Raw genomic sequence first — 24,444 nt, 5'->3', positions numbered from 1 at the left:
ATGTTCAGCTGACGACGGCGCCGGAATCCTTGACGGCCTTGCCCCACTTGGGCACGTCGCGCTGCAGGACCTTGGTGAGGTCGGCGGGCGAGGACGCCATCACTTCGAGGCCGCTCTTGGCGAGCCGCTCAGTCACTTCGGGCAGGCGCAGCACGGCCGCGATCTCGGCGTTGAGCTTCGCGGCGATGTCGGCCGGGATGCCGGCCGGGCCGACGATCGCCAGCCAGCTGTCGCCCTCGAACGGAATGCCGTGCTCCGCGAACGTGGGCACGTCGGGCAGCGCCGGCGAGCGCTTGGTCGACGCCAGGCCCAGCGCGCGCACCTTGCCCGACTGGATGTGCGGCAGCGCGGTGTTCACGCTCACCGCCGTGAGCTGCACTTCGCCGGCCAGCACCGCCTGCACGGCCGGGGCGCCGCCCTTGTACGGCACGTGGACCATGTCGAGTCCGCCGGCGGCCGTGCGGAACAGTTCCAGCGTCAGGTGCGAGCCGTTGCCGGTGCCCGCCGACGAGTACGTGAACTTGCCGGGCTGGCTCTTGACGAGGGCGACGAACTCCTTGGGCGTCTTCGCCGGCACCGAAGGATGCATCATGATCACGGTGGGGAAGGTGGCCGCCAGCGTGACCGGCGTGAAGTCCTTGAACACGTCGTACTGCAGGCTCTTGCCGTACAGCGTCGGCGCGATCGCATGGGTGCCGTTGTCGGCGACGAGCAGCGTGTAGCCGTCCGCCGGCGCCTTGGCGACGAAGCCGGAGGCCAGGGTGCCGCCGGCGCCCGGCTTGTTCTCCACCACCACCTGCTGGCCGATGCGCTCGGACATCTTCTGCGCCAGGATGCGGCCGAACGCATCCGAGTTGCCGCCCGCGGCATGCGGCACGATGATCTTGATGGGTTTGGCGGGGAAGGCCTGGGCGCGCGCGGCGAACGGCAGCGTGGCGCCGGCGGCGAGCGCGGACAGGGTCTTGAGCGCCTCGCGGCGGCTGGGTCGGGTCATGTCGTCTCCTGGGGTTGCGGCCGGCCACGCGGCCGGTCGTCATAGAAATAAGATGACATCATCTTAGAAGTATGACGATAATCGTGTCAATCGCGTGAACCCCGACCTGCGCAACCAGATGTTCCAGATCCCGGCCGGCCTGACCCGCTCCGGCACCTCGCTGCACCGCCAGGTGTACCTGGTGCTGCGCGATCGCCTGACCGGCGGCGGGTTCGCACCGCATGAGCAGCTGCCGCCCGAGCCGCAGCTGTGCCAGCAGTTCGGCGTTTCGCGGATCACGCTGCGGCGCGCGGTGGCGGACCTCGTCGCCGACGGCCTGCTCGAGCGCGTGCAGGGCCGCGGCACCTACGTCACCGAGCGGGTGCAGGAGCGGCGCGGCGGCGGCGCCGGCTATGTGGACGACGTGCGCCAGCTCTCCGCCGCCACGACGCTCAAGGTGCTGGAGTTCGCCAACGTCGCGGCGCCGCAATGGGTCGCGGCCCGGCTCGGCATCCCCGCGGGCGAGGTGGTGCAGCGCTCCGTGCGGCTGCGGCTGCGCCAGGCCGTGCCGGTGGTGCTGCTGACGGCGTGGGTGCCGCGCCGCTGGTCGCAGGGAATGACGCGGGCCGACCTGGGCCGGCGCTCGCTGAACGAACTGCTCGCCGACCGCGGCGTGCGCTTCGGCCGGGTGCTGCAGGAGATCGGCGCCGGGCTGGCCGACCCGCTGCAGGCGCAGCGGCTCGACGTTGCCGTCGGCGCCGCGCTGCTGATGGTCGATCGCGTGGTCCACGACCAGCAGGGCGCTCCGGTCGAATACGTGGTGATGGCGATGTCGCCGCAGCGCTCGCGCATGGTGATCGACACGCCCGCCGACTCGGCCGAGCACGTCAGCATCGGCCGCATCGTCCACGTCGGGGACGAGCCGGCGGCGCGCCGGCGGCGCGCCGCCGGACGCTGACGCTTTCCTGTCGGCACCGCCGGGGGCGCTTGCTGAAAGTCAACATGCCGGCGTCCGCGCGCGGCGACACTGGGATCGAACTACGGCGCAAGCCTCCCCCCATGTACTACATCGCTCTCCTTGCCGGCGTCCTCTCCTTCATGGCCGTGATCGCCTTGCTCGACCCCGCGCAGCGCCGGCAGTCGCGCATCGCGCGGCGCCCGCGCGACTGAGTCCCGGCCGGGCCGCCTCGGGAGGCGGGCGGGAGGCTTTACCATGGCGGGCCCGACGCACGATGCGTCCCCTGCCATCCGGGCCGTACCCGCCATTCCTCCATGAAATCCATCCCATTCGCCGCCGTTTCGGGCCTGCTGCTCGCGGCCGCCATGCTCCAGGGCGCCCAGGCCCAGTCCTCCGGCGGCAAGGCCGTTACCCGTGACGAACTGCGCGCCTGCATGAACCGCGAGAGCGAACTCGCCGCCCAGCGCCAGGCGGTGGAGGCGCAGAACCGCCGCAACGGCGAGGAGTTCGCGGCCGTGCGGGCCGAGGCCGATGAGCTGAAGGCGGAGCAGGAGCGCCTGGAGCGCGAGCCCAACCGCACCGACCGCTTCGAGCGGCGCGTGCGCGCGTACAACGCGAAGGTGGCGGAGGCCAAGGCCAAGGACGCGTCGTTCCGCGCCAGCCTCGACGCGCTGAACCAGGCCGTGGTCGCCCACAACACCCGGTGCGGCGGCATCTCCTTCCTGCCCGAAGACAAGGAAGCCATTCTCAAGGAGCGCGAAGCCGCCGGGAAGTGACCCGCGGCCGTGCCGTGCCGCCCCGCAAGGGTGCGGGCTGCGGGTTAGCATGTGCCCTTTCCACCATGGCGGGCCCCGCGAGTTCCCCGGATGACGACGCTGTCACGCGCCCGCCGCCAGGCGGGCGTGACTGGACGCGTCTGGGCCTGTGGCCCTGGGCGGTGCTGGCGGTGGCGCTGGCCGCGACCCTCGCGGCAACGGCGCGCGTCCACCAGCTCATGCAGGCGCGGCACGCGACCGCCACCCAGATCGCGATCGAGGACCAGGCGGCCGAGGTGGAGTCCCGCCTGGGCGCCTACCTGGCCCTGCTGCATGCGACCCGGGCCTTCGTCGGCGCGCAAGGCCAGGCGCTGTCCGCGCGGTCCTTCCGCGACTTCATCGCGGGCATCCAGGTGACGCGGCACTATCCCGGCATCCAGGGGATCGGCTACAGCCCGCGCGTCGCGACCGGCCGCACGGTCGAGTTCGAGGCGGCCGCACGGCGCGACGTCGAGCCCAATTTCCGGCTGTTCCCGCCGGGCGAGCGCGAGTGGACGTTCGGCATCCTGTACCTGGAGCCGCTGGACGCGCGCAACATGGCCGCGCTGGGCTACGACATGTACTCGGAGCCGGTGCGGGCCGACGCCATGGCGCGGGCACGCGACACCGGGACGGCCGCGCTGACCGGCCGCGTGATCCTGAAACAGGAGATCGACGAGGCCAAGGCCGCCGGGTTCCTCCTGTACGTGCCGCACTACGGCCCCGGGGCCCAGCCGCAGACCGTCGAGGAGCGCCGCCGGCGGTTGCATGCCTTCGTGTACGCGCCCTTTCGCGCTCCGGACTTCTTTCGCGGCGGCCGGGGCGGGACCAGCGGCAGGGCCACGCTGCAGCGCGTCTACGCGGGCCCCGCGGCGCAGCCGGACCTGCTCCTCTACGAGGCAACCGGCGGGCGCGGCCACGCCGTGACGGCCGAGCGCACCCTGGCGCTGCATGGCCAGACCTGGACGCTGCAGTTCGCGGTGGCGCCGCCGCGGCAGGGCGACGCCGCCCAGACGCTGGCCACCGCGACCGGCGGGCTGGTCATCAGCGTCCTGCTGTTCCTGCTGGTGCGCTCGCTGCTGGAGGCGCGCCGGGCCACCGAGCAGTCGGCGCGCGCCGAGCGCCGGCAGCGCGAGCTCGCCGAATCGCTGCTGGCGAGCGAGCGTGCGGCGCGCCAGGGCGCGGAGGAGCAGCAGGCGCTGATGGCACGGCAGGTGCAGTTCGGGGAGATGCTGGTCGGCATCGTGTCGCACGACCTGCGCAATCCGGTCAACGTCATCCTGCTCAACACGCAGCTGTTGCAGCGCAGCGGGCTGCCGCCCCCGCTCGCGCGGAGCGTGGAGCGGATCGAGGAAGCCTGCCGCATGTCGCTCGCCCTGATCCGGGACCTGCTCGATTTCACGCAGGCGCGGCTCGGCTCGGGCATCCGCATCCGGCCGGCGCCGGGCGACCTGATGGCGATCGTGACGAAGGCGGTGGAGGAACTGGAGGCGTTGAATCCGGCGCGCCGCGTCCGCGTCCAGGCCAGCGGCGACGGCGCCGGACGCTGGGACGCCGACCGCGTGGCACAGGTGGTGTTCAACCTGGTCAGCAACGCGCTGGTCTACGGCCGGCCGGACACCGAGGTGACGGTGGACATCAGGGCCGGAGCCGCGGGCGCGGTGCTGAGCGTGCACAACTTCGGCGATCCGATCCCGCCCGAGCTGCACGCCTCGATCTTCGAGCCGCTGCGCCAGGGCGGCGGCCAGCAAGGCGGCGGCGCGCGCAACATCGGCCTGGGCCTCTACATCGTGAGCAAGATCGTCGAGGCCCATGGGGGCCGCATCGACGTCGTCTCCTCGGCCGCCGAAGGCACGACGTTCCGCGTCGAGCTGCCCCGCTCCGCCTCCTGACACGCAGGGGCGGCCCCATCCGACAGGCGCCGGCGCGCCGCGGCCGGAAGAATCCGGCGGCGGCGCTACGCCGCGAGCAGGAAAGAGGTGCAGCGATGAAGGAGAACCACGAACGCGATCGACCCGCACCGGGCGCGCCCCAGGACAGCGCGCGCGATGCGCAGCCCTGGCATCCGGCGGACGAGCCCGCCGCGCGCGAGCGCGGCCGCGCCGCGCCGATCGGCACGCACAGCCTCACCGGCGGCGGGGCCAGCGTCGGGATGCCGCAGTCGCCGAAGGCCAGCGACGGCGCCGAGCGCAGCAGCCCGCGCGAGATGCCGCCGGGGGGCGAGGAGCCCGATCCGCTGGCCGAGCCGCGCGCCAGCATCGGGGAGATCCTCGGGCGCAAGCCCTGAGCCGCGCGGTGGGTGCTCCGGTGGCCGGCTTATAGTCGGCAGCTCGAGGAGCACCCATGAAATTTGCAACGTTCGAACACGACGGCCGCGCCGCCGTCGGCTGCGTCGAGGACGACCGGTTGGTCGTCCTGCCGGCGCTCGCGGCACAGGACCTGGCCGCCTGGCTCGTGCAGCCGCGGGACCGCGTGGCGCAGGCTGTGCAGCAAGCCAGGTCCGAGGGCCGCACCGTGGCGCTGGCCCGGGCCAGGCTCTTGCCGGTCGTGCCGGCGCCCGGCAAGGTCGTGTGCCTGGGCCTGAACTATGCCGACCACGCCGCCGAAGGCGGCCATGCGAAGCCCGAGTACCCCAGCTTCTTCATGCGCGGCGCCACGTCGCTGGTGGCGCACGGCGCGCCCATGGTCCGGCCGCGGGTGTCCGACAAGTTCGATTTCGAAGCCGAGCTGGCGGTGATCGTCGGCCGGCGCGCGCGTCACCTCACGCCACAGGACGCGCTGCAGGCCGTGGCCGGCTACAGCTGCTTCAACGACGGCAGCATTCGCGACTACCAGCGGCGCACGGCCCAGTGGACCATCGGCAAGAACTTCGACGGCACCGGCGCGCTGGGGCCGTGGGCGGTGCCGGCCGCCGAACTGCCTTCGGGCGCGGCGGGCCTGAAGATCCAGTCGCGGCTGAACGGGCAGGTGATGCAGAGTTCGGACACCTCGCTGATGCTGTCGCCGGTGGTCGAGGCGCTGTGCCTGCTGACCGAGGCGATGACCCTGGAGCCGGGTGACGTGATCGCGATGGGCACGCCCTCCGGCGTCGGCCACGCCCGCAAGCCGCCGGTGTTCATGAAGGCCGGCGACCGTATCGAGGTCGAGATCGAGGGCATCGGCATCCTGGCGAATCCGGTGGTCGACGAATCCGGGGCGCGGTGATGCGTCGGACCGCGCCACGGCCGGAGTGAACGTGGACGGTCTGCTGCGCTTCGGGCCGGTGGCTGTCCACCTCGGCGACAAGTCGGGCAAGTACCCGGACGGCAACCAGGTGATCGTGCACGGCCGCGACCTGCGCGTCGCGTTCGACACGCCGCTGGTCGCCAACCGGATCGGCCCTGACTTCGACGGCGTCGACCTCGTCCTCCTCGGCCACGTCCACGAGGACCACCTCGCCGGATTGCACCGCGTGCCGCGCGCCCGGGTGCAGGCGCACGACGCGGACCTCGCCGCCGTGCAGTGCTGGGCTGGACTGGCGCGGCACTATGGCTATCCCGACGACGTGCTCGCGGCGGTCCGGCAGATGATCGAGCGCGACTTCCATTACCGGCCGCGGCCGGACGCCACCGGGTACGCCCATGGTGCCGTGTGGGAACTGGGTGGCGGCGGGCGCATCCGCGCCCACCATCTGCCGGGGCACACCGCCGGGCACTGCGCGCTGGTGGTGGAGAGCGAGGGCGTCGCGTTCATCGGCGACATCGACCTGACCGGCTTCGGGCCGTACTACGGCGACGCGACGTCGAGCCTGGCCCTGTTCCGGCAGAGCCTGCGCGAGGTCGCGCACCTCGATGCGAAAGTGTGGATCACCTCGCACCATCGCGCGGTGCTGACCGGCCGGGCGCAATTCGAAGCCGACCTGGCGCGGTTCGCGGCGAAGATCGACGAGCGCAGCGACAAGCTGGTCGCGTACCTGCGCGAGCGGCCGCACACGCTGGACGAACTGGTGCAGCGGCGCCTGCTCTATCCGCCTGGCTACAGCGTGCCTTTCGTGCCCTGCGCCGAGCGCAATTCCATCCGCATGCACCTGGATGAACTGGTAGGGCAGGGCGTGGTGCGGCAGTGCGGAGAAGGGTTCGCTCTCGCCTGAGAAGGCTCAGGCGAGCAGGCGCCTGGCCTCGTCGGCAAGTTCCTGCTGGCGCAGGACGATCTTCGGCAGGTCGGGGTGCAGCGGATTCATCTCGCTCAGGGCCCAGCGATAGAACGCCTGTGCGATCACCACGTGGATCAGCTTCAAGATGTTCATCGACCGCTCCCTGGCGGCCGTGGATTCGGCCGCTTCACGTTCAGCATAGTCCGCAATCGCAGGAGCGTCGTTGCCCGCCGGCCACAGGCGCGCGCGGCGGGCCCTGCAAGGTTCCCGGCTCAGCCGGGCCCGCAGGGCACGCGGGGCCCACGCATGGATGAGGGCCCGGGCGCGGCTGGCACGTCACAGGCGCGTAACACCCGTGATCACGCCGACCAGCTTGCCGTCCACGTACAGCGCGCCTTCGGGCGCGCCCGCATCGCGGTAGATCGGATGGAACTCCACCACCCGTGCTTCCGGCGCCACCGCGCTGCGCGCCGCTTCCAGCCGCAGGGCCAGCCGGTCCACCGCGTCGCTGGCCGCCCGCAGCATGGCTGCCAGCAGGTGCAGCAGCGCGGCGCCGGGCGGACGTCCCGCATGCGCGGCGGCCCAGCTCAAAGACTTCGTCGTTTCCATGAAGCGTTTCTCCTTTCAGGGGCCGGGAAAAGCAAAGCGGCCCGGGGGCAAAGCCACCGGGCCGCTCGCACCGCCTGCGTCGATCAGGCTGGGGGTGCGCCGCCCCGGGGGTGGTGTGCTCGCAGTGCACGGCTGTCGCTGTTCGACGCCGACGGCTTTCCGGCCGCGCGTGCGGTGCGGACGTTCAGCAGGGTCGAGAGGGCGAAGACGGTCATTGAAAGCGGCTGGGGTTGATCGGATGGCGTCGCCGACGCTTCGCGCCGGCTTGCGCAAATGATAAAGATTCGATTATCTCGAAGCAAGCGATTTTTTTCACGCCCGCGTGCGCGTGTCGCGTGATCGCGACGATGCGACGATGCGACGATGCGACGCGTTCTACTTCTTGCGCTTCAGCGGTGCGACGCCCGCCTGCGACTGCTGCCACAAGGTGTGCGGGTCCACCGGTGGGCTCGTGCCCGCGCGCGCGGCCGCCGGTGCGCCGGGCGCAGGTGCCGGCGTAGCGGCGGCGGTGGGCATCAGCACCTCGCCGAGCAGTTCGAGGAGGCGGGTGCGGGCACGCTGGGGATGACGCCGGTAGTAGGTGAGCACCAGGCCGACGATGAAGCGCTCGTCGTCGTCCTGCGGCAGAGGGCTTTCGGCTGCCGCCGGCGCCGCCGCGGACCGCTGCGCTGCGGCGGGCGCAGCGTCGTGCGCGACGTCCATCCATCCCGGCGGCTTGCGGCTCAATTGCTCGAACTGCCGCGCCAGCCGCTCGCCGATCTGGCGCGAGCGGCTCTTGATCTGGCTCCAGTAGCTCGGCTGGATCTGCAGCCGTTCCGCGAAGCGTCGCTCCAGTCCGCGCAGCGTCGCCGCATCGGGGTCCTTGACGGTATGGCGAACGAACTCGTCGAAGAGGGCCAACGCGTTGTCCAGCCGGATTTGCGCGATGTCGCGGGGGCCTGCTTGCATGACCTGATGATAAATCTTCATTGCTCTGCCGGGAACGGCGCCGCCGCGCCGCGCGCGACAATCCGCGTCATGCCGTCCCGCCGCCGCCTGCTCCTGGCCGTCGCCGGCGGGCTGGCGCTCGCGGCCTGCGGGCGCCGGCGAAAGATGGAGGGCCTTCCGGCCGGCGCCGTGGTGCTGGCCCTGGGCGACTCGCTCACCTGGGGCATCGGCGCGACGCCCGAGACCAGTTATCCGGCGGTGCTCGCCGGCCTCACCGGCTGGCAGGTGGTGAACGCCGGCGTGCCGGGCGACACGTCGGCCGCTGCGCTGGCGCGCCTGCCGGCGCTGCTGCAGGAGCATTCGCCGCGACTGGTGATCGTCGGCATCGGCGGCAACGATTTCCTGCGCCGGCTGCCGCCGGCCGAGACGCGTGACAACATCCGCCGCATCTGCCGCGACGCGGCGGCCAGCGGCGCGCAGGTGCTCCTGGTGGCCATTCCGGAGCTGAGCATGTTGGCGGCCGTCGCGCGATCGCTGTCGGACCATCCGATGTACGAGGAGCTGGCCACCGAGCTGGGGGTGCCGCTGCACGAGGGCGGCTGGGCGAAAGTGCTGGGCGATCCGGCGCTGCGCTCGGACGCGATCCACGCCAACGCGCAGGGCTACGAGGCGTTTGCGCGCGGCCTCGCCGCGCGGGCTCGCGAGTTGGGGCTGGCGCCGGCGTAGCGCGGCGTCAGTCGACGGCAGCGTCCGCCGGCGCGCCGGCCCGCTCGAAGGAGCCGCCGAGCCGGCGCGTGACCTCGGCCGCCGCCGCGCGCACGGTGGCGACGTGTTCCTGGCGATAGCGCATGGTCGGCATGGTCAGCGTGATCGCGCCGACCAGGTTGTTGGACGCATCGAACACCGGCGCCGACACCCCGGCCAGTTCCGGCACGCGGTCGCCCGATAGCGAGATCACCTTGTCGCGCCGGATCCTGTCGAACAGGTTTCCCCGCGCGCCCGAGAACGCCATGATCACATGGCCGCCCGTGCCGCGGTCCAGCGGGAAGAGGTCGCCCGCGTTGCTGTGGTCCGACAGCGCCTGCGAGGAATGGACGCGGAACAGCACCAGCCGCTTGTCGCCCTGGCGCACGTGGAAGGAGGCGCTCTCGCGCGTCGTTTCCACCAGGGTGCGCAGCACCGGCGGCACCACCGTTTCCAGGCCGAACGAGGCGGTGTAGACCCGATGCAGCCGCGCGATGCCCGACCCCAGTGCGTAGCGGTTGTCGTCGAGTTTCTGCACCAGCCCGAAATGCTGCAGCGACACCAGCAGGCGCAGCACGGTGCTCTTGACGAGGGCGGTGCGCTCGGCGAGCTCCTGCAGCGACAGCGAACGGTCGCCGTCCTGGAAGGCGGCGAGCAGCATCAGCGCGCGGTCGACGGCCGCCACGCCACCGCCGTCGGCGGAGGAATTGAGGGGCGGGCGGGTGGGGTAGCGGGCCATGCGGTCGGGAGAGTAAGTGATTGGTCTGCCTTCGCGCTGCGCCCTGGATCAAGCGCCAAGGGAAAACGCGGATGACATCTCGATGGCTCGCAAGTATTCTATTTAAAAGAATAACAGTCTATTAGATAAAACACTAATGCCACGACGGTGCAAGCCGGGCGGGGCATCCCAGGAGTTTCGATGCAGGTCTTGGTCAGCGAAGTGGGTCCGCGCGACGGTCTCCAGAGCATCCGGCGCACGATGCCCACCGAAGCGAAGCACCGCTGGATCCGCGCACTGGCCGCGGCCGGACTGCGCGAGATCGAGGTCGGTTCCTTCGTCCATCCGAAGCTGTTGCCGCAGATGGCGGACGCCGAAGCCGTCGTGCGTGAAGCGGTGAACATTCCCGGCCTCACGGTGCTGGCGCTGGTTCCCAATCTGAAAGGCGCGCAACGCGCCGCCGCCGCCGGCGCCCACAAGATCACCGTGCCGGTGGCCGCCTCGCAGCTGCACAACATGGCCAACGTGCGGATGACGTGCGAGGAGTCGATCGCCGCCGTCGCGGACATCTGCCGCTGGCGCGACGGCCTCGATGGCGGGAAGCGGCTGGAAGTGGAGGCCGGGATCTCGTCGGCCTTCGGCTGCACGCGCGAAGGACCGGTCTCGGAGGACTGGGTGATCGAGATGGCCGTGCGGCTGGCTGAGGCAGGCGTGGATTCGGTGGGGTTGTCGGACTCGGTCGGCTTCGCCAATCCGGCGCAGGTCAGGCGAATGTTCAAGCGGCTCGTCGCGGAACTCGGACCCAAGGCCGGCGGCGCGCATCTGCACAACACACGGGGCCAGGGCCTGGCCAACGTCGTGGCTGCGCTCGACGCCGGCGTCACCACCTTCGATGCTTCGCAGGCCGGCATCGGCGGCTGCCCCTATGCGCCGGGCGCGACCGGCAACATCGTGACGGAAGACCTGGTGTACCTGCTCGAAGCCATGGGCGTGGACACCGGCGTCGACCTCGACGCCCTGTTCGCCGCCCGCGCGATCCTGCGCGAAGCGCTGCCCGGCGAGGCGCTGTACGGCCACGTGCCGGACGCCGGCGTGCACAAGGGCTTCGCGTATGCGAATCCGGCGCGGCCGGCTCCCGCCTCGGCCGCAGGCCAGGCCGCCTGTGGCGCGAATCCGGAGACCGCATGACGGTCGCTGCGAACGAACCCGGAAAGACGCTGCCCCTGCAAGGCATTCGCGTCATCGAGGTGACCCACATGGTGATGGGGCCGACCTGCGGCCTCGTGCTGGCCGACCTCGGTGCCGACGTCATCAAGATCGAGCCGCCCGGCAAGGACGAGGCGCATCGCGGCGACCACACCCGCTATCTCACGAGCACCGGCGCGGGCTTCTTCGCGGCGTGCAACCGCAACAAGCGCAGCGTGATCCTGGACCTGGACACGGAGCAGGGCCGCGAAGCCGCGCACGCGCTCGCCGCCAGCGCCGACGTGTTCATCGAGAACTTCCGCCCCGGCGCGCTGGCGGCGAAGGGCCTCGATTACGAAACGCTCAAGGACGCCAATCCGGGGCTGGTGTACTGCTCGCTCAAGGGCTTCCTGGCCGGGCCGTACGAGAGCCGCACGGCGCTCGACGAAGTGGCCCAGATGATGAGCGGCCTGGCCTTCATGACCGGGCCGGTCGGCCGGCCCCTGCGCGCCGGTGCGCCGGTCAACGACATGATGGGCGGCCTGTTCGGCGCGCTCGCGGTGATGGCGGCGCTGCGCGAGCGCGACCTCACCGGGCTCGGCCAGCAGGTGCGCAGCGGCCTGTTCGAGAACGCCGCCTGGCTGGTGTCGACCCACATGCTGCAGTACGCGGTGTCGGGCCAGCGGCCGGTGCCGATGTCGGCCGGCAAGCGCGCCTGGGGCGTCTACGACACCTTCCAGTCGTCCGACGGGGTGGGCATCTTCATCGGCGTCGTGACCGAACGCCAGTGGGAGATCTTCACCACGGCGCTGGGCGAGCCGGAACTGCTGGACCCGGCCTACCGCACCAACAACCTGCGCTCGCAGGCCCGCGACCGCCTGATCCCGCTGGTCGCGCGCCTGATCGCCCGTCACCCGATCGGCGAGCTCGAGGCGTTGTGCGAGAAGGCGGGTTTGCCGTTCGCGCGCATCGTCGAGCCGCCGGACCTGTACGACGACGCGCACCTGAACGCCGGCGAGGGCCTGCTGCCGATCACGCTGCAGGATGGCCGCGCGACGAGCGTGCCGGGGCTGCCGGTGCAGTTCGGCGAGCGGCGCCTGGGCGTGCGCCTGGACCTGCCGCAGCCGGGCGAGCACACCGCGCAGGTCCTGCGCGAACTGGGGCTCGCGCCCGCCGGCGCCCCGGAACCGATCACCACCACACCTTGAACAGGAGACAACGATGGACAAGCTCGAAAAGTGGCGCGGCTACGTGCCGGACGAGGAACTGGAAACCTACCGCAAGGGCGGCTTCGCCCAGCGCATCGGCTTCGGCGAGCGCGTCGCGCTGCTGAACATCGACACGACGCACATGTTCGTGGATCCGAGCTATTCGATGTGCGGGCGCGACATGACCAGCGTCACCGACTCGATCGTCAAGCTGACGAACCTGTTCCGCGAACTGGACCTGCCGATCTACTACAGCCGGCGCGACGACCGCAGCCACCCGACCTATCGCGGGGCGTGGAACTACAAGCTGGCCAGGCCGGACGACTTCCAGTACTGCCGCGACCCCCGCGCCGACGAGTGGCCGGAAGCCTACGCGCCGCGGCCGGTGGACCGCATCATCCTGAAGAACAAGCCCTCGTGCTTCTTCCTCACGCCGCTGGAAGCCTTCCTGCGCTACGACAAGGTCGACACGCTGGTGGTGTGCGGCATCTCGACGTCCGGCTGCGTGCGCGCCGGCGCCACCGACGCGTTCTCGCACAACCTGCGCACCATCCTGGTGGACGAGGCCTGCGGCGACCGCAGCCCGCAGGCCCACAAGGCCAACATGTTCGACCTGGACATGAAGTTCTGCGACGTCGAGACGCTGGACTACGTGCTCGACCAGGTACGCACCCGTTATCCGAAGAAGGCGTGAAGCCTCGCCGCGCCGCCCCCTGCCAACCACCGGAGCACCAGCCTTGAGCGCCAAGCCGAAAGTCGCCCTGATCAGCACGGGCGGCACCATCACCTCGATCAGCCATGTCGGCGAGCTCGACATGTACGAGTACACCACCAGCGGCAACCGCCTGTCCGCCGAGCAGATGCTGGAGAAGTTCCCGCATGCCAGGACGGTGGCCGAGGTGATCCCGGTCAACTTCGACCGGCTGCCTTCCACCGCCCTGGGCTTCGAGCAGTGGCGCAAACTGGTGCTGACCATCGAGGACCTGGTGCGCCAGCACCCGGATCTGGCCGGCGTGGCCATCCTGCACGGGACGGCCACGATCGAGGAGACGGCGTACGCGCTCAACCTCACGCTCAAGACCGACATCCCGGTGGTGGTCACCGGCGCCCAGCGCCCGGCCAGCGCGGTGTCCACCGACGCCGCGCTCAACATGTACAACGCCGTGCGGGTGGCGGCGAGCCCCGACGCGCGCGGCATGGGCGTGCTGGTGTGCCTCAACGACGAGATCAACGCGGCGCGCGACGTGACGAAGACGTCCACCGGCCGGCTGCAGACCTTCCGCACCGCGGACTTCGGGGCGCTGGGCCATGCCGACGGCGACCGGGTGGCGTTCTACCGCCGGCCGCTGCGCCGCTGCGCGCCCGACACGCCGTTCGACATCCGCGAACTCGCCGCGTTTCCGCGCGTCGACATCGCCTACTCCCATGCCGACAGCGACGGCACGGCGGTGCGCGCCTTCGTCGAAGCCGGCGCGAAAGGCATCGTCGGCGCGGCCTACGTGCCCGGGCTGCTGTCGCCGCAGGAATCGGCCGCGATGAAGAAGGCCGTCGACCAGGGCGTGGTGGTGGTGCTGTCGTCGCGGGGTGGCTCCGGCCGCGTCTTCGGCCCGGCCAAGGTCCGCGACCTCGGCTTCCTGCGGGCGGACAACCTCACGCCGCAGAAGGCCCGCATCCTGCTGGGCCTGGCGCTCGCGCAGACGTCCGACCCGGCGCAGATCCAGGCCATGTTCGACATCTATTGACCCAGAGAGCAAGCACGATCCGTCGCGACGGACGATTCATCGCCAGAAGGAGACATTGAAATGGACCGCAGAACCCTGTTGAAGTCCGGCCTCGCCGCCGGCGCGATGTCGGCACTCCCGGCCTTCGCCCAGAACGCAGCCGCCAGCTACCCGAACCGCCCGGTCAAGGTGGTCGTGGCGTTCGGCCCGGGCGGCTCGACCGACCTCACCGCCCGAGCCATCTGCGCGAAGCTGAACCAGAAGTTCGGGCAGTCGTTCATCGTCGACAACAAGCCCGGCGGCGGTTCCAACATCGGCGCCGAACTGGCGGCGCGCGCGCCGGCGGACGGCTACACGCTGTTCCTCGGGACGATCTCCAACGCCGTGAACATGTCCCTCTACAAGGACCTGCGCTACGACTTCGTCAAGGACTTCGCGCCGATCTCGATGCTCTCCACGGCGCCCGCGGTGCTGGTCGTCCACCCTTCAGTGCCGGCCAAGACGGTGAAGGAACTGATCGCGCTGGCCAAGGCCAAGCCGGGCTCCCTGAACTACGCCTCGTCGGGCGTCGGCACCACGCCGCACCTGGCCGGCGAGATGCTCAAGCAACGCGCCGGGATCGACATGGTCCACGTCGCGTACAAGGGGGCCGGCCCAGCGTTGCAGGAACAGATCGCCGGCGTCACCCAGGTCGGCTTCGTCACCGCGCTGTCGGCCATCCCGAGCATCCAGGCCGGCCATCTGCGGGTGCTGGGCGTCGCCGCATCGAAGCGGCTGGCCCTGCTGCCCGAGGTGCCGACGCTGGCCGAAGCCGGCCTGCCGGATTTCGAGATCACCTCATGGAACGGCCTGTTCGCGCCGGCGAAGACCGATCCCGCGATCATCCAGAAGCTCAACGCAGCCATCGTCGAGATCTCGAAGATGCCAGACATCCAGAAGACGTTCTCCGACCAGGCGGCGGTGAGCGTCGCGACCACGCCGGACCAGTTCCGCGCCCACATCGAGCGCGAGATCAAGGTCTGGGGCGACGTGATCCGCAGCGTCGGGGTCCAGCAGATCTGACGAGCGCCGCCGCCCGGTGCCGCGGCGCCGGGCCCATTTCTCCAGCAGCAGGAACACTCCCACCATGCCCCGCCTCGTCGAGATGGCTTCGGTCATCCGCAGCAAGAACGCCGGTCCGCTGACGATCTCCTTCGACCTCATGTTCCCGTCCGAGGCCGCCTATTCGCAGGCCGCACAGTCGGCGGGACTCACGCCGGCGGCGCTGGCCGCGGTGTTCGACCGGCCGGCCGGGGAGATCAAGGTGACGCATTACGCCGCGGCGCTGGCGATCAAGATCGCCATGCCGCGCGCCGTCGTCTCCGGCTCGCCTGGCGACCGCGACGTCTACGGCGCACAACAACATCTGCCTTTGCTGGCGGTGCAGGTATGAACGCCGTCCGCAAACTGCTCGCGCGCCGCCCGTCGGCGTTGCGCATCCTCTCCGCCTCGGGGCAACTCGGCTACGGCATCCCGGAGCAGGCGCTGCAGGCGGGCCTCGCCCGCCGGCCCGACTTCATCGGCTGCGACATGGGCTCGGTCGACCCGGGGCCGGCCTATCTGGGCTCCGGCGCCATGGCGACCAGCCCCGCCGTCACGCGCAAGGACCTGGCCCTGGTGCTGAAGGCGGCGCGCTCGCTGGACGTGCCGCTGATCCTGGGCACGGCGGGCACATCGGGCGCGGCCCCGCACCTGGACGCGACGCTGGAAATGATCCGTGCGATCGCGCGCGAGGAGGGGATGCACTTCCGCATGGCTTCGATCCGCGCCGACATCCCGGCCGCGCGCGTCGCCAAGGCGCTGGAGGCGAGCGAGCTCACGGCGCTGGGCGGCTCGCTGCCGGTGACGCGCGCCGACATCGAGAGCTGCACCCACATCGTTGGCCAGATGGGCATCGCGCCGTTCCAGCGTGCGTTCGAGCTGGACCCCGACGTCATCATCGCCGGCCGCGCCTGCGACACGGCGATCTTCGCGGCCATTCCGCAGGCACTGGGCTTCGACATGGGCAGCGTGATGCACATGGCCAAGATCGTCGAATGCACGTCGATCTGCTGCGAGCCCGGCGGCCGCGACGCGATGCTGGCGACGCTCGATGCCGAAGGCTTCGACCTCGAGAGCATGAACCCCGAGCGCCGCGCCACGCCGCTTTCCGTGGCCGCGCACAGCCTGTACGAGCAGGCCGATCCGCTGACCTTCACCGAGCCGGACGGCACCTTGAACGTCGGTGACGCGAAGTACACCGCGCTCGACGAGCGCCGCACGCGCGTCACCGGCGCCACCTGGCAGGAGGCCGCCCGCTGCACGATCAAGGTCGAGGGCAGCGCACCGGTGGGGCATCGTGCGGTGCTGGTCGCGGCGACCGTCGATCCGAAGGTGATCGCCCGCCTGCGCACGCTGATGGTCGACGTGGAGAAGACCACCCGCGGCCTGGTGTCCGGCAACTACCAGATCCATCCGCGGCTGTATGGGCTCGACGGCGTGGTGGCGCTCGGGCGCGACGAGCCGGCGACGCAGCCGCGCGAGGTCGGCATCGTCGTGGAGGTGATCGCCGACAGCGCGGCGCTGGCGATGGCGGCTGCGAAGACCTTCAAGCAGTTCCTGCTGCATTCGGGCTTCCCGGGCCGGCTGTCCACGGGCGGCAACATCGCCTTCCCGTTCACGCCGCCCGAACTCGCCGCCGGCGCCGCCTACCGCTACGCGCTCTATCACGTCATGCCGGCCGACGACGCGGCCGACCTGTTTCCGGTGTCCGTCGAGGACATCTAGTGCCCTGTCCCACAAATATCTGTACTCTCGTTCGGATGGATGCGGGGATGATCGGTGGTTGGCCAGAGCGGGTCCAGACTGGACGTCTGGACACGCTTTGGACGGCCGCCGAGCGCCCCGCAGGCGCCGAACCCTCCGGGCTGGCTCGTAGCGGGCCGCATGCCGCGTTACGGTCACCGGCCAATACGTCAAGTATTGGCCGGCGCCCGCGCCTTGCCTGCGGCCCGCTACGAACCAGCGAGAGCACAGATATTTGTGGGACAGGACACTAGTCCCACACCGGCGCGGCACGACACGCGCCGCCACCCTCAAGGAGAAAACCATGTTGCATGTTCAACCACTGCGCCGCCGGCGCGTTGCCGCCGCGCTGGCCGGCGCCCTGGCCCTGGCCGCGGCGCTGCCGGTGGCCGCGCAAGCGGACTACCCGAACAAGCCGGTGCGCGTCGTCGTCGGCTTCGCCCCCGGCGGCCCCACCGACATCGTGGCCCGACTGGTGGCGAAACACCTCAGCACCGACCTCGGCCAGACCTTCCTCGTCGACAACAAGGCCGGCGCCGCCGGCAACATCGGCACCGCCGAGGCGGCCAAGGCGGCGCCCGACGGCTACACGGCGCTGGTCACCGGCATCAACCTGACCATCAACCCGTACATGACCGACGACCTCAAGGTCGACAGCCGCAAGGACCTGAAGCCGGTCAAGATGGTCGCGATCACGCCGACGGTGCTGGTCGTGCGCAACACCTTCCCGGCCTCGAATTTCAAGGAGTTCGCCGCCGAGGTGCGCAAGAACCCGGGCAAGTACAGTTCCGCCGCGCCCGGCTCGTCGCCCATGCTGGCCACGGTCCTGTACAACCAGCTGACGAAGAGCGAGATCGTGCCGGTCCCGTACAAGGGCGCCGCGCCGGCCATGACCGACCTGATCGCCGGCCACGTGGACCTGTCGTTCGCCACGCTCGGTTCGGTGCTGCCCCACATCAAGGCCGGCAAGGTCAAGGCGCTGGCCGTGGCGACGCCGCAGCGCGACGCCATGCTGCCCGACGTGCCGACCTTCGCCGAGTCCGGGATGAAGGACTTCCGCTTCGATGCGTGGGTGGGGCTGGTGATGCCGGCCAAGACGCCCGACGACATCGTCGCGAAGCTCTCGAAGTCGCTCGACAAGCTGGTGGCCTCCAAGGCCTACGAAGAGCAGCTCGGCAACGCGGGGCTGACCCCGATCAAGGGCGGCACGCCCGAGAGCTATGCCAGGGTGATCGACGAGGAACTCGGCCTGTACGAGAAACTGGCCGCCAAGGCGCGCGGCACCGCCGCCAGGTGACCATCACGAGCACGATCGCATGAAGACAATCCTCAACCGGCAGGTCCTCGACACGCTGCCGGAACTCGTCGACCCGCGCTGGACGGCACTTCTCGTCATCGACATCCAGAACGACTTCTGCATGCCCAAGGGCCATTTCGCCCGCTACGGCAAGGACGTCGCCCGCATGCAGCCGGCGGTGGACAGGATGGTGTCCTTCGTCGCGCAGGCGCAGGAACTTGGCATGCGCACCGTTTTCCTGCGCCAGGCGTCGCTGCCGGACGGGCGCATGGATTCGCCGGCGTGGCTGCGCTTCAAGACCCGCGACGGCAAGGCGCCCGACTACACCATTCCCGGTACCTGGGGCTGGGAGTTCGTCGACGGACTGAAGGTGCGCGACGGCGACTGGGTGGTCGAGAAGTTCCGTCCCGACGGCTTCATCGGCACCAACCTGGACCACGTGCTGCGCACGCAAGGCATCCAGAGCGTGGTGCTGCTGGGCACCACGACCGAAGGCTGCGTGGAGTCGACCGTGCGCGCCGCGTCGTATCACGATTACTACACCGTCGTCGTGTCCGACTGCGTGGCTTCGCCGAACGCGGAGCTGCACGACGGATCGCTGCGCTTCTTCAAGGCGCGCTATCCGACCCACACCGCCGGCGAGGTGCTCGCGGCCATCAGGACGGCCAAATCGACCGCGGGTGCCGCATGAAGGGCGACGACTTCCCGCTGTCGCTCGGCGCCGGCGGCTCGCGCACCGGCAAGCTGCGCGGTGCGGTGCAGCCCGGCCGCCTGCTGATGGCGCCGGGCGTGTTCGACTGCCTGACGGCGCGGCTCGCGGAGTGCTGCGGCTTTTCCGCCGTGTACATGACCGGCTCGGGCGTGTCCATCAGCCGGCTCGGCGCGCCGGACGTGGCGCTGCTCTCGTTCGCCGAGATCCTGGACCAGGCCAGGCGCATTGCCGACGTCACCACGTTGCCGGTCATCGCCGACGCCGACACCGGCTACGGCGGGCCGCTCAACGTGATCCGCACGGTGCGCGAGATGGAGCGGGCCGGCATCGCCGCGATCCAGATCGAGGACCAGGACTGGCCCAAGCGCTGCGGCCACGAGCTGGGCCGCAAGCTGGTCTCGCGCGAGGAGATGGTGGGCCGGGTCAAGGCGGCCGTCGATGCCCGCGTCGCCTCCGACCTGATGATCATCGCCCGCACCGACGCCCGCACCATGGACGGGCTCGACGCGGCGCTGGATCGCGCCCATGCCTATGCCGAGGCGGGCGCCGACGTCATCTTCGTCGAGTCGCCGGAGTCCGTCGAAGAGATGCGGCGGGTCACCGGCGAGGTCCGCGTGCCGACGCTGGCCAACCAGGTCGAAGGCGGGCGCACCCCGCTGCTGCCGGCCGGCGAGCTGCAGGAGATCGGGTTCGGGCTGGCGATCTACCCGAACTCCATCACCCGCCTGTTCGGCCACATGGGCCAGTTGCTGTTCACCGAGCTGCGCGAGTCCGGGTCGACGCGCGCGTTCGCCGACCGCATGCTGGACCACCGTGCGCTGTGGGAACTGTTCGAGCACCGCAAGTTCATCGAGGTCGAGGAGCGGTATGCGGTGAAGCGCCAGGCGGGCAAGTGAGGCCGGCGCGGCGGGCAAGGACGGTTCAGTCGACCGTCGCCCCGATGTCCCGCGCCACCTTCGTCCACTTGGCGATCTCGCTGCGGATGTAGGTGCCGAACTCGTCCGGACTGCCGCCTACCGGGGTGAGGCCGGCGGCTTGCAGCCGCTGGCGCACCTGCGGGTCGGCCTGCACCCGCCGGAACGCGTCGTTGAGCCGCTTGACGATGGGCGAGGGCAGGCCGGCCGGTCCGACGATGCCTTGCCATGCCGCCGCTTCGTAACCCGGCAGCTTGCCCGCTTCGGCGACGGTGGGCAGGTCCGGGTAGGCGGGCGAGCGGCGGGCGCCGCCCACGGCCAGGACGCGCAGCCTGCCGGCCCTGACCTGCGGCATCATGGTCGCCTGGTCGGCAAACGCCACGTGGACGTGGCCGGCGACGAGGTCGCTCGCCAGCGCGCCGGCGCCCTTGTACGGCACATGCGCCATCGTGATGCCGGTCTGTGCCTGGAACAGTTCCGCGGCCAGGTGCTGCGCGCTGCCGATGCCGGCCGATCCGTAGGACAGGGCGCCGGGTCTCGCCCTCGCGTGCGAGATCAGCTCGCCGACACTGCGCACCGGCACGCCAGGGCTGACCACCAGCACGTAATCGACCATCACCGTCTGGATGACTGGCGTGAAGTCCTCGACCGGGTGATACGGCATGCTCGAGCGCATACCCGGCGTCATCGCGAGCGTCGTCGCGTTGCCGACGAGCAGGGTGTACCCGTCGGCCGGCGCCCTCGCCACCAGCGCCGCGCCCCGGGTGCCGCTGGCGCCGCCCCGGTTCTCGACGAGGACCGGCTGGCCCAGGTCGGCCGCGAGCGCGCGCTGCACGGCGCGGGCGTGGGCGTCCACGGGCCCGCCCGCCGGAAAGGGCACGATGAGGCGAACGGGGCGGCTCGGGTATTCCTGGGCCGATGCCGGGGGGACGGCCCCGGCCGACAGCAGGACGGCCAGCAGCGCATGCAGGCAGCGGGTGGACAAGGCCATCGACATCTCCTTGTTGGGCCCAGTCTATCCGCTGCGCCGTCGCCGGCGCCAACGCAAGACGGCCGCCCGCCCCGAAGGGCGAGCGGCCGCCGCGGGCGCGCGCCTCAGGCGGTCATTCGGCCTTTACGCCGGCGGCGGTGATCACCTGGCGCCACTTCGCGATCTCGTCGTCGAGGAACTTGACGGCCTGCTGCGGCGAGTTGCCCACCGGCTCGATGCCCAGCGACTCGAAGCGCCTGGTGATGTCGGGCGAGGCGACGGCCTTGCCGACCTCGGCCGACATCCGGTTGACGATGTCGGCGGGCACCCCGGCCGGCGCCAGGAACATCACCCAGGTCGACGCCAGCAGCGGCGGCCCGCCGGCCTCGGGCAGGGTCGGCACCTCGGGCACGCCCGGCAGGCGCTTGGCCGAGAACATGCCCAGCGACTTGATCTTGCCGGCCTTGACGTGCGGCATCAGCGAGCTGGGCGTGTCCACCAGGATCTGCAGGTTGCCGCCGATCAGATCCTGCAGGGCGGGCGCCGTGCCCTTGTACGGAACGTGGACCATGTCGACGCCGGCCGTCTGCTTGAACAGCTCGGTCGTGAGGTGCGCGGCGGCGCCGACGCCGGACGAGCCGAACGAGACCTTGCCCGGATTGGCCTTGGCATAGGCGATCAGTTCCTTGACGTCCCTGGCCGGCAGGTTGTTCGTGGCGGTCATGATCAGCGGCGCCACGCCCACCAGCGACACCGGCGAGAAGCTCCTGACCGGATCGAACGGCATGCGGCCCGCGTACAGCGTTGCGTTGGAAGCATGGGCGGCGATGACCGTCAGGAAGGTGGAGCCATCGGGCGCGGACTTGGCGGCCAGATCGGCCCCCAGCAGCGAATTGGCGCCCGGCTTGTTCTCCACGACGATGGTCCAGCCGGTCTGCTCCTGCACCTTCTGCAGCACCATTCGGGTGGCGTTGTCGGTGATGCCGCCCGGCGGGTACGGCACGATCCACTTGATGGGCTTGGCGGGCCAGGCGCCGCCGGCGGTGCCCTGGGCCATGGCCCCGGCGCAGGCAATCGAAAGCGCCAGGCCGGCGAATCGGGCGAAGCGAAGAAGTCTCATGGTGTCGTCCTCTTGTTGGTGGTCCGGCGCCATGCCAATCCTGCGCCGGAGCGTTCGATGACCGCGAGGTCACGAGGCACTATAAGCGGCGCGGCGCGGCCGCGAGAGCATGGTTTTCCAGACCATGCGCGGCCGTGGCGGGGCGCCGCGGATGCCGGTCTATAGTCGCGGCATCCGCGAAACGCGTCCTTGCGCAGGAGTCGGCTTGAAGACCATCGGCCTCATCGGCGGCATGAGCTGGGAATCCACGGTTCCCTACTACCGGCAGATCAACGAGACCGTCAAGCAGCGGCTGGGCGGGCTGCATTCGGCCAGGCTGGTCCTGTACAGCGTTGACTTCCACGAGATCGAGCAGTTGCAGCACGCCGGGGAGTGGGAGGCGGCAGGCGCCCTGCTCGCGCGGGCGGCGCGGGCGCTCGAGACCGCGGGGGCCGACTGCGTGGTCGTGTGCACGAACACCATGCACAAGGTGGCGCCGGCGATCGAGGCCGCGGTCGCCATCCCGCTCCTGCACATCGCCGATCCGACGGCCGCGGCCATTGCCACGGCGCGGCTGGCGACGGTCGGCCTGCTCGGCACGCGGTTCACGATGGAGCAGGACTTCTATACCGGGCGGCTGCGCGAGCGGCACGGGCTGCAGGTGCTGGTGCCGCCGCCGGACGACCGCGAACTGGTGCATCGCGTGATCTACGACGAACTGTGCCGCGGCGAGGTGCTCGATCGTTCGCGCGCGGGGTACCGGCGGGTGATCGCTGACCTCGTGGCTCGCGGCGCGCAAGGCGTGATCCTCGGCTGCACCGAGATCTCCATGCTGGTCACGCAGCAGGATTCGCCGGTGCCGCTGTTCGACACGACGGCGATCCACGCCGTCACCGCGGCGGAATGGGCGCTCGGCGCGCCGTGAGCTACAGCAGTTTGCGCATCAGCAACTGATGCAACGGCAGTCGCTGCAGCCCGCAGCGCTCCAGCGCGCGGCCGCCGAGATCTTCGCGCTGCAACTGCGGAACGAACACCGCGCCATCGCCGGACCGGCCGGCCAGGTGCGCCACCAGGCGCTCGGCCGAAGCCTGCGTCGGCTCGAGGTCGACCAGGCTGTGGACGGTGAGCCGGCCGGCGCCGTCGCTCGCGATCACCTGCGCCCGGCCGTGGCGCCATGCCTGCAGCGCGACCGGCAATGCGCGCAGCGAAGGCGGCGTGACCTGCAGCGGCAGGCCGCCGCACTCGCGGCCGGCGCGTTCGAGCCAGGCGAAGGCGTCCTCCAGCGGCACCGCTTCGATCGCGTCGTCCGCGGCCGCGTTGCCGCCGGCCGTTCCGCGATAGCCGTGGAGTTCGTGCATGGTTTCGAAGCCGCGGCTGCGATAGAGCCGCACGCCGCGCTCGTTCTGCGCGAAGCATTCCAGCTCCGCATGCAACTGGCCGGCGGCGCTGGCCCGCCGGGCGAAGTCGTCCAGCAGCGCCTGCGCCGCGCCCGTCCCGCGTGCCGCCGGCACGGCGCCCATGGTCCCGAGCCGCCAGCAGTGCTGGTCGGGACGCGGCGCTGTCAGCGCGAAGGCCTGGACGATGCTGCCGGCCAGCGCGACGCGGCTGGCCGGCAGGTGCACGCATTGCCGCGCCAGGAACGCCGGCCACTGGGCGAGCGCCACCTCGAACGGTCCCAGCAGGTAATCGGCGAAGGCGGCGACGAAGGCCGCGTGCAGGTCGGCCGGATCGACCGCGTCGGCCGGCGCGAGGATGAAGTCAGGCATGGGCCGAGTATCGCCAAGGCGATGTCCTGCGCGCCAGGGCGGCGCCGCCCGGCGTGTCCGCTATCTCCGGCCCAGCGGCACCGGCATGGTCATCGGGATGCGCGGATACTGCTCGGGGTGCACCGCGCGGGGCGACTCCCGCTCGGGGCGTCCCTGCGCCGTGCGCGGCAGCGGCATCGGCCGTGAATGCGACTCGCGTTCGCGCTGCAGGTACTCCCGCCGCTGCTGTTCCCTCGCCCGCGCCTGCTGGATGTCGCAGCACAGGCCGTGTTGCACGTCGACCAGCGGCGGCGCCTCGGTCGAGAGGATACGGAGTGCGAACTCGGGGACCAGTACCAGGTCCTCGTCGCCTGCTTCGAGTTCGAGAGCGCACGACTCGCCGAATGCGCCACGCAGCATGTCGAGCGCGTCGTCCTTGTCGGTGTCGGGCAGCAGCAGGGTGAACAGTGTCGGGTCGGTTCGCAGCACCATCCCTTGCGTGCCGGCGATGCGCTGGAGCTTCGCCGTCGCCTGGACGATCGCCTGGCGTGCGGCGCCTGCGCCGAACACGCATTCGAGCTCGGGCAGGTCGTGCAGTTCGAAGACCAGCACCGTGACCGGAACACGATCTTCGCGGCAGCGCTGGAGAAACTCGTCGCCCTTGCGGAAGGCGGCGCAGGCGTCGATCGCCGTCAGGCGCTGCGACTCGGCGTGCGGGGCCGCGGCCCTGGACGACAGGCCGAGCCAGGCGCCGATCCGGCGCAGCGACGACCAGCCCGCGCGGCGACCGGCGGCGCGTCCGCCTTCGTGGTGTGCGCCGGCATGGCGGGACAGGACATGACTCATGGTGACCAATCTCCTTGCACGCCGTTCGGTGGTTCGTGCCTTGGCATTGATCAGACCATCGCGGGGCCG

The 24,444-nt window shown here is 70.8% G+C and carries 27 protein-coding genes; 18 read left to right on the top strand and 9 right to left on the bottom strand.

What is annotated here, in order from left to right; genetic code table 11:
• Window positions 1-4: 4 nt before the first annotated feature.
• Complete coding sequence (locus RAMLITH_RS06465; protein ID WP_168106571.1) at window positions 5-994, bottom strand: Bug family tripartite tricarboxylate transporter substrate binding protein; 990 nt, start codon at window positions 992-994, stop codon at window positions 5-7.
• Window positions 995-1,088: 94 nt separating this feature from the next.
• Here RAMLITH_RS06465 and RAMLITH_RS06460 point away from each other — a divergent pair, with 94 nt between their 5' ends.
• The 6 genes from RAMLITH_RS06460 (at window position 1,089) to RAMLITH_RS06435 (ending at window position 6,854) form a co-directional block, all read left to right on the top strand.
• Window positions 1,089-1,931: a UTRA domain-containing protein gene (locus tag RAMLITH_RS06460; protein ID WP_168106570.1), complete on the top strand. Its 843-nt coding sequence runs from the start codon at window positions 1,089-1,091 to the stop codon at window positions 1,929-1,931.
• Window positions 1,932-2,245: 314 nt separating this feature from the next.
• The gene (locus RAMLITH_RS06455) at window positions 2,246-2,707 is read left to right on the top strand and encodes a hypothetical protein (RefSeq protein ID WP_168106569.1); all 462 of its coding nucleotides are present in this window, start codon (window positions 2,246-2,248) and stop codon (window positions 2,705-2,707) included.
• A 65-nt stretch (window positions 2,708-2,772) separates the two neighbouring features.
• Window positions 2,773-4,617, top strand: a complete 1,845-nt coding sequence (locus RAMLITH_RS06450) for a CHASE domain-containing protein (RefSeq protein WP_168106568.1) — start codon at window positions 2,773-2,775, stop codon at window positions 4,615-4,617.
• 95 nt (window positions 4,618-4,712) lie between these two features.
• Window positions 4,713-5,012 (top strand): hypothetical protein, encoded by a 300-nt coding sequence (locus RAMLITH_RS06445; RefSeq protein ID WP_168106567.1) that lies wholly within the window; start codon window positions 4,713-4,715, stop codon window positions 5,010-5,012.
• A gap of 56 nt (window positions 5,013-5,068) precedes the next feature.
• Window positions 5,069-5,929, top strand: coding sequence for a fumarylacetoacetate hydrolase family protein (locus RAMLITH_RS06440; RefSeq protein WP_168106566.1), 861 nt, complete (start codon window positions 5,069-5,071; stop codon window positions 5,927-5,929).
• Between the two features lie 31 nt (window positions 5,930-5,960).
• Complete coding sequence (locus tag RAMLITH_RS06435; RefSeq protein WP_168106565.1) at window positions 5,961-6,854, top strand: MBL fold metallo-hydrolase; 894 nt, start codon at window positions 5,961-5,963, stop codon at window positions 6,852-6,854.
• Window positions 6,855-6,860: 6 nt separating this feature from the next.
• Here the strand turns inward: RAMLITH_RS06435 and RAMLITH_RS06430 are convergent, their stop codons facing one another.
• From RAMLITH_RS06430 to RAMLITH_RS06420, 3 genes are all read right to left on the bottom strand, one after another.
• Window positions 6,861-7,010 (bottom strand): hypothetical protein, encoded by a 150-nt coding sequence (locus RAMLITH_RS06430; protein ID WP_168106564.1) that lies wholly within the window; start codon window positions 7,008-7,010, stop codon window positions 6,861-6,863.
• Between the two features lie 183 nt (window positions 7,011-7,193).
• The gene (locus RAMLITH_RS06425) at window positions 7,194-7,466 is read right to left on the bottom strand and encodes a hypothetical protein (RefSeq protein ID WP_168106487.1); all 273 of its coding nucleotides are present in this window, start codon (window positions 7,464-7,466) and stop codon (window positions 7,194-7,196) included.
• A gap of 375 nt (window positions 7,467-7,841) precedes the next feature.
• Entirely contained in the window at window positions 7,842-8,414 is a 573-nt protein-coding gene (locus RAMLITH_RS06420) for a hypothetical protein (RefSeq protein ID WP_168106563.1), read from the bottom strand.
• Between the two features lie 69 nt (window positions 8,415-8,483).
• Here RAMLITH_RS06420 and RAMLITH_RS06415 point away from each other — a divergent pair, with 69 nt between their 5' ends.
• Entirely contained in the window at window positions 8,484-9,119 is a 636-nt protein-coding gene (locus RAMLITH_RS06415; RefSeq protein ID WP_168106562.1) for a GDSL-type esterase/lipase family protein, read from the top strand.
• A gap of 7 nt (window positions 9,120-9,126) precedes the next feature.
• On the opposite strand, the gene RAMLITH_RS06410 is transcribed toward RAMLITH_RS06415, so the two are convergent.
• Entirely contained in the window at window positions 9,127-9,876 is a 750-nt protein-coding gene (locus tag RAMLITH_RS06410) for an IclR family transcriptional regulator (protein ID WP_168106561.1), read from the bottom strand.
• A 180-nt stretch (window positions 9,877-10,056) separates the two neighbouring features.
• On the opposite strand from RAMLITH_RS06410, the gene RAMLITH_RS06405 reads away from it, so the two are divergent.
• The 10 genes from RAMLITH_RS06405 to RAMLITH_RS06360 all read left to right on the top strand — a co-directional run bounded on the left by RAMLITH_RS06405 (window position 10,057) and on the right by RAMLITH_RS06360 (window position 19,697).
• The gene (locus tag RAMLITH_RS06405; protein ID WP_168106560.1) at window positions 10,057-11,043 is read left to right on the top strand and encodes a hydroxymethylglutaryl-CoA lyase; all 987 of its coding nucleotides are present in this window, start codon (window positions 10,057-10,059) and stop codon (window positions 11,041-11,043) included.
• On the top strand, window positions 11,040-12,248 hold the full coding sequence (locus tag RAMLITH_RS06400; protein ID WP_168106559.1) for a CaiB/BaiF CoA transferase family protein: 1,209 nt from the start codon (window positions 11,040-11,042) through the stop codon (window positions 12,246-12,248). Before RAMLITH_RS06405 ends, RAMLITH_RS06400 begins: the two co-directional genes overlap by 4 nt.
• A 13-nt stretch (window positions 12,249-12,261) precedes the next feature.
• Window positions 12,262-12,942 carry an isochorismatase family protein gene (locus RAMLITH_RS06395; protein WP_168106558.1) on the top strand — a complete coding sequence of 227 codons (681 nt, stop codon included), beginning with the start codon at window positions 12,262-12,264 and terminating at the stop codon, window positions 12,940-12,942.
• Window positions 12,943-12,985: 43 nt separating this feature from the next.
• Window positions 12,986-13,990: an asparaginase gene (locus RAMLITH_RS06390; RefSeq protein ID WP_168106557.1), complete on the top strand. Its 1,005-nt coding sequence runs from the start codon at window positions 12,986-12,988 to the stop codon at window positions 13,988-13,990.
• 60 nt (window positions 13,991-14,050) lie between these two features.
• Window positions 14,051-15,031, top strand: coding sequence for a Bug family tripartite tricarboxylate transporter substrate binding protein (locus RAMLITH_RS06385; RefSeq protein WP_168106556.1), 981 nt, complete (start codon window positions 14,051-14,053; stop codon window positions 15,029-15,031).
• A gap of 64 nt (window positions 15,032-15,095) precedes the next feature.
• The gene (locus RAMLITH_RS06380) at window positions 15,096-15,401 is read left to right on the top strand and encodes a DUF4387 family protein (RefSeq protein WP_168106555.1); all 306 of its coding nucleotides are present in this window, start codon (window positions 15,096-15,098) and stop codon (window positions 15,399-15,401) included.
• Window positions 15,398-16,774, top strand: a complete 1,377-nt coding sequence (locus RAMLITH_RS06375; protein ID WP_168106554.1) for an acyclic terpene utilization AtuA family protein — start codon at window positions 15,398-15,400, stop codon at window positions 16,772-16,774. The genes RAMLITH_RS06380 and RAMLITH_RS06375 overlap by 4 nt, the downstream gene beginning before the upstream one ends.
• Window positions 16,775-17,096: 322 nt before the next feature.
• Window positions 17,097-18,089, top strand: a complete 993-nt coding sequence (locus RAMLITH_RS06370) for a Bug family tripartite tricarboxylate transporter substrate binding protein (RefSeq protein ID WP_168106553.1) — start codon at window positions 17,097-17,099, stop codon at window positions 18,087-18,089.
• Window positions 18,090-18,108: 19 nt separating this feature from the next.
• Window positions 18,109-18,780: a cysteine hydrolase family protein gene (locus tag RAMLITH_RS06365; protein WP_168106552.1), complete on the top strand. Its 672-nt coding sequence runs from the start codon at window positions 18,109-18,111 to the stop codon at window positions 18,778-18,780.
• On the top strand, window positions 18,777-19,697 hold the full coding sequence (locus tag RAMLITH_RS06360) for an isocitrate lyase/PEP mutase family protein (protein ID WP_168106551.1): 921 nt from the start codon (window positions 18,777-18,779) through the stop codon (window positions 19,695-19,697). The genes RAMLITH_RS06365 and RAMLITH_RS06360 overlap by 4 nt, the downstream gene beginning before the upstream one ends.
• Window positions 19,698-19,722: 25 nt before the next feature.
• Here the strand turns inward: RAMLITH_RS06360 and RAMLITH_RS06355 are convergent, their stop codons facing one another.
• Together RAMLITH_RS06355 and RAMLITH_RS06350 are read right to left on the bottom strand one after the other, a co-directional pair.
• Entirely contained in the window at window positions 19,723-20,706 is a 984-nt protein-coding gene (locus tag RAMLITH_RS06355; protein ID WP_168106550.1) for a Bug family tripartite tricarboxylate transporter substrate binding protein, read from the bottom strand.
• Between the two features lie 112 nt (window positions 20,707-20,818).
• The gene (locus RAMLITH_RS06350) at window positions 20,819-21,805 is read right to left on the bottom strand and encodes a Bug family tripartite tricarboxylate transporter substrate binding protein (RefSeq protein ID WP_168106549.1); all 987 of its coding nucleotides are present in this window, start codon (window positions 21,803-21,805) and stop codon (window positions 20,819-20,821) included.
• 205 nt (window positions 21,806-22,010) lie between these two features.
• Here RAMLITH_RS06350 and RAMLITH_RS06345 point away from each other — a divergent pair, with 205 nt between their 5' ends.
• On the top strand, window positions 22,011-22,709 hold the full coding sequence (locus RAMLITH_RS06345; protein ID WP_168106548.1) for an aspartate/glutamate racemase family protein: 699 nt from the start codon (window positions 22,011-22,013) through the stop codon (window positions 22,707-22,709).
• A gap of 1 nt (window position 22,710) precedes the next feature.
• Here the strand turns inward: RAMLITH_RS06345 and RAMLITH_RS06340 are convergent, their stop codons facing one another.
• Both RAMLITH_RS06340 and RAMLITH_RS06335 read right to left on the bottom strand, forming a co-directional pair.
• Entirely contained in the window at window positions 22,711-23,550 is an 840-nt protein-coding gene (locus RAMLITH_RS06340; protein ID WP_168106547.1) for a GNAT family N-acetyltransferase, read from the bottom strand.
• Between the two features lie 60 nt (window positions 23,551-23,610).
• A complete protein-coding gene (locus RAMLITH_RS06335) occupies window positions 23,611-24,375 on the bottom strand; it encodes a hypothetical protein (protein WP_168106546.1) in 765 nt (254 codons plus the stop codon).
• Between the last annotated feature and the right edge of the window lie 69 nt (window positions 24,376-24,444).

This window comes from Ramlibacter lithotrophicus (assembly GCF_012184415.1).
In the GTDB taxonomy this organism is placed as follows: Bacteria; Pseudomonadota; Gammaproteobacteria; order Burkholderiales; family Burkholderiaceae_C; genus Ramlibacter; species Ramlibacter lithotrophicus.
The sequence above is the reverse complement of the archived record's forward strand: the minus strand, read 5'-3'. Positions and strand labels throughout refer to the sequence as shown.

What these genes read in the sequence shown, in the direction of transcription:
- RAMLITH_RS06365 (WP_168106552.1), top strand. Translation starts at nt 18,109, where the DNA reads ATGAAGACAATCCTCAACCGGCAGGTCCTCGACACGCTGCCGGAACTC.
- RAMLITH_RS06380 (WP_168106555.1), top strand. Translation starts at nt 15,096, where the DNA reads ATGCCCCGCCTCGTCGAGATGGCTTCGGTCATCCGCAGCAAGAACGCC.
- RAMLITH_RS06350 (WP_168106549.1), bottom strand. Translation starts at nt 21,805, where the DNA reads ATGAGACTTCTTCGCTTCGCCCGATTCGCCGGCCTGGCGCTTTCGATT.
- RAMLITH_RS06425 (WP_168106487.1), bottom strand. Translation starts at nt 7,466, where the DNA reads ATGGAAACGACGAAGTCTTTGAGCTGGGCCGCCGCGCATGCGGGACGT.
- RAMLITH_RS06370 (WP_168106553.1), top strand. Translation starts at nt 17,097, where the DNA reads ATGTTGCATGTTCAACCACTGCGCCGCCGGCGCGTTGCCGCCGCGCTG.
- RAMLITH_RS06405 (WP_168106560.1), top strand. Translation starts at nt 10,057, where the DNA reads ATGCAGGTCTTGGTCAGCGAAGTGGGTCCGCGCGACGGTCTCCAGAGC.
- RAMLITH_RS06445 (WP_168106567.1), top strand. Translation starts at nt 4,713, where the DNA reads ATGAAGGAGAACCACGAACGCGATCGACCCGCACCGGGCGCGCCCCAG.
- RAMLITH_RS06395 (WP_168106558.1), top strand. Translation starts at nt 12,262, where the DNA reads ATGGACAAGCTCGAAAAGTGGCGCGGCTACGTGCCGGACGAGGAACTG.
- RAMLITH_RS06430 (WP_168106564.1), bottom strand. Translation starts at nt 7,010, where the DNA reads ATGAACATCTTGAAGCTGATCCACGTGGTGATCGCACAGGCGTTCTAT.
- RAMLITH_RS06440 (WP_168106566.1), top strand. Translation starts at nt 5,069, where the DNA reads ATGAAATTTGCAACGTTCGAACACGACGGCCGCGCCGCCGTCGGCTGC.
- RAMLITH_RS06410 (WP_168106561.1), bottom strand. Translation starts at nt 9,876, where the DNA reads ATGGCCCGCTACCCCACCCGCCCGCCCCTCAATTCCTCCGCCGACGGC.
- RAMLITH_RS06335 (WP_168106546.1), bottom strand. Translation starts at nt 24,375, where the DNA reads ATGAGTCATGTCCTGTCCCGCCATGCCGGCGCACACCACGAAGGCGGA.
- RAMLITH_RS06385 (WP_168106556.1), top strand. Translation starts at nt 14,051, where the DNA reads ATGGACCGCAGAACCCTGTTGAAGTCCGGCCTCGCCGCCGGCGCGATG.
- RAMLITH_RS06415 (WP_168106562.1), top strand. Translation starts at nt 8,484, where the DNA reads ATGCCGTCCCGCCGCCGCCTGCTCCTGGCCGTCGCCGGCGGGCTGGCG.
- RAMLITH_RS06400 (WP_168106559.1), top strand. Translation starts at nt 11,040, where the DNA reads ATGACGGTCGCTGCGAACGAACCCGGAAAGACGCTGCCCCTGCAAGGC.
- RAMLITH_RS06450 (WP_168106568.1), top strand. Translation starts at nt 2,773, where the DNA reads ATGGCGGGCCCCGCGAGTTCCCCGGATGACGACGCTGTCACGCGCCCG.
- RAMLITH_RS06340 (WP_168106547.1), bottom strand. Translation starts at nt 23,550, where the DNA reads ATGCCTGACTTCATCCTCGCGCCGGCCGACGCGGTCGATCCGGCCGAC.
- RAMLITH_RS06455 (WP_168106569.1), top strand. Translation starts at nt 2,246, where the DNA reads ATGAAATCCATCCCATTCGCCGCCGTTTCGGGCCTGCTGCTCGCGGCC.
- RAMLITH_RS06355 (WP_168106550.1), bottom strand. Translation starts at nt 20,706, where the DNA reads ATGGCCTTGTCCACCCGCTGCCTGCATGCGCTGCTGGCCGTCCTGCTG.
- RAMLITH_RS06465 (WP_168106571.1), bottom strand. Translation starts at nt 994, where the DNA reads ATGACCCGACCCAGCCGCCGCGAGGCGCTCAAGACCCTGTCCGCGCTC.
- RAMLITH_RS06360 (WP_168106551.1), top strand. Translation starts at nt 18,777, where the DNA reads ATGAAGGGCGACGACTTCCCGCTGTCGCTCGGCGCCGGCGGCTCGCGC.
- RAMLITH_RS06375 (WP_168106554.1), top strand. Translation starts at nt 15,398, where the DNA reads ATGAACGCCGTCCGCAAACTGCTCGCGCGCCGCCCGTCGGCGTTGCGC.
- RAMLITH_RS06420 (WP_168106563.1), bottom strand. Translation starts at nt 8,414, where the DNA reads ATGCAAGCAGGCCCCCGCGACATCGCGCAAATCCGGCTGGACAACGCG.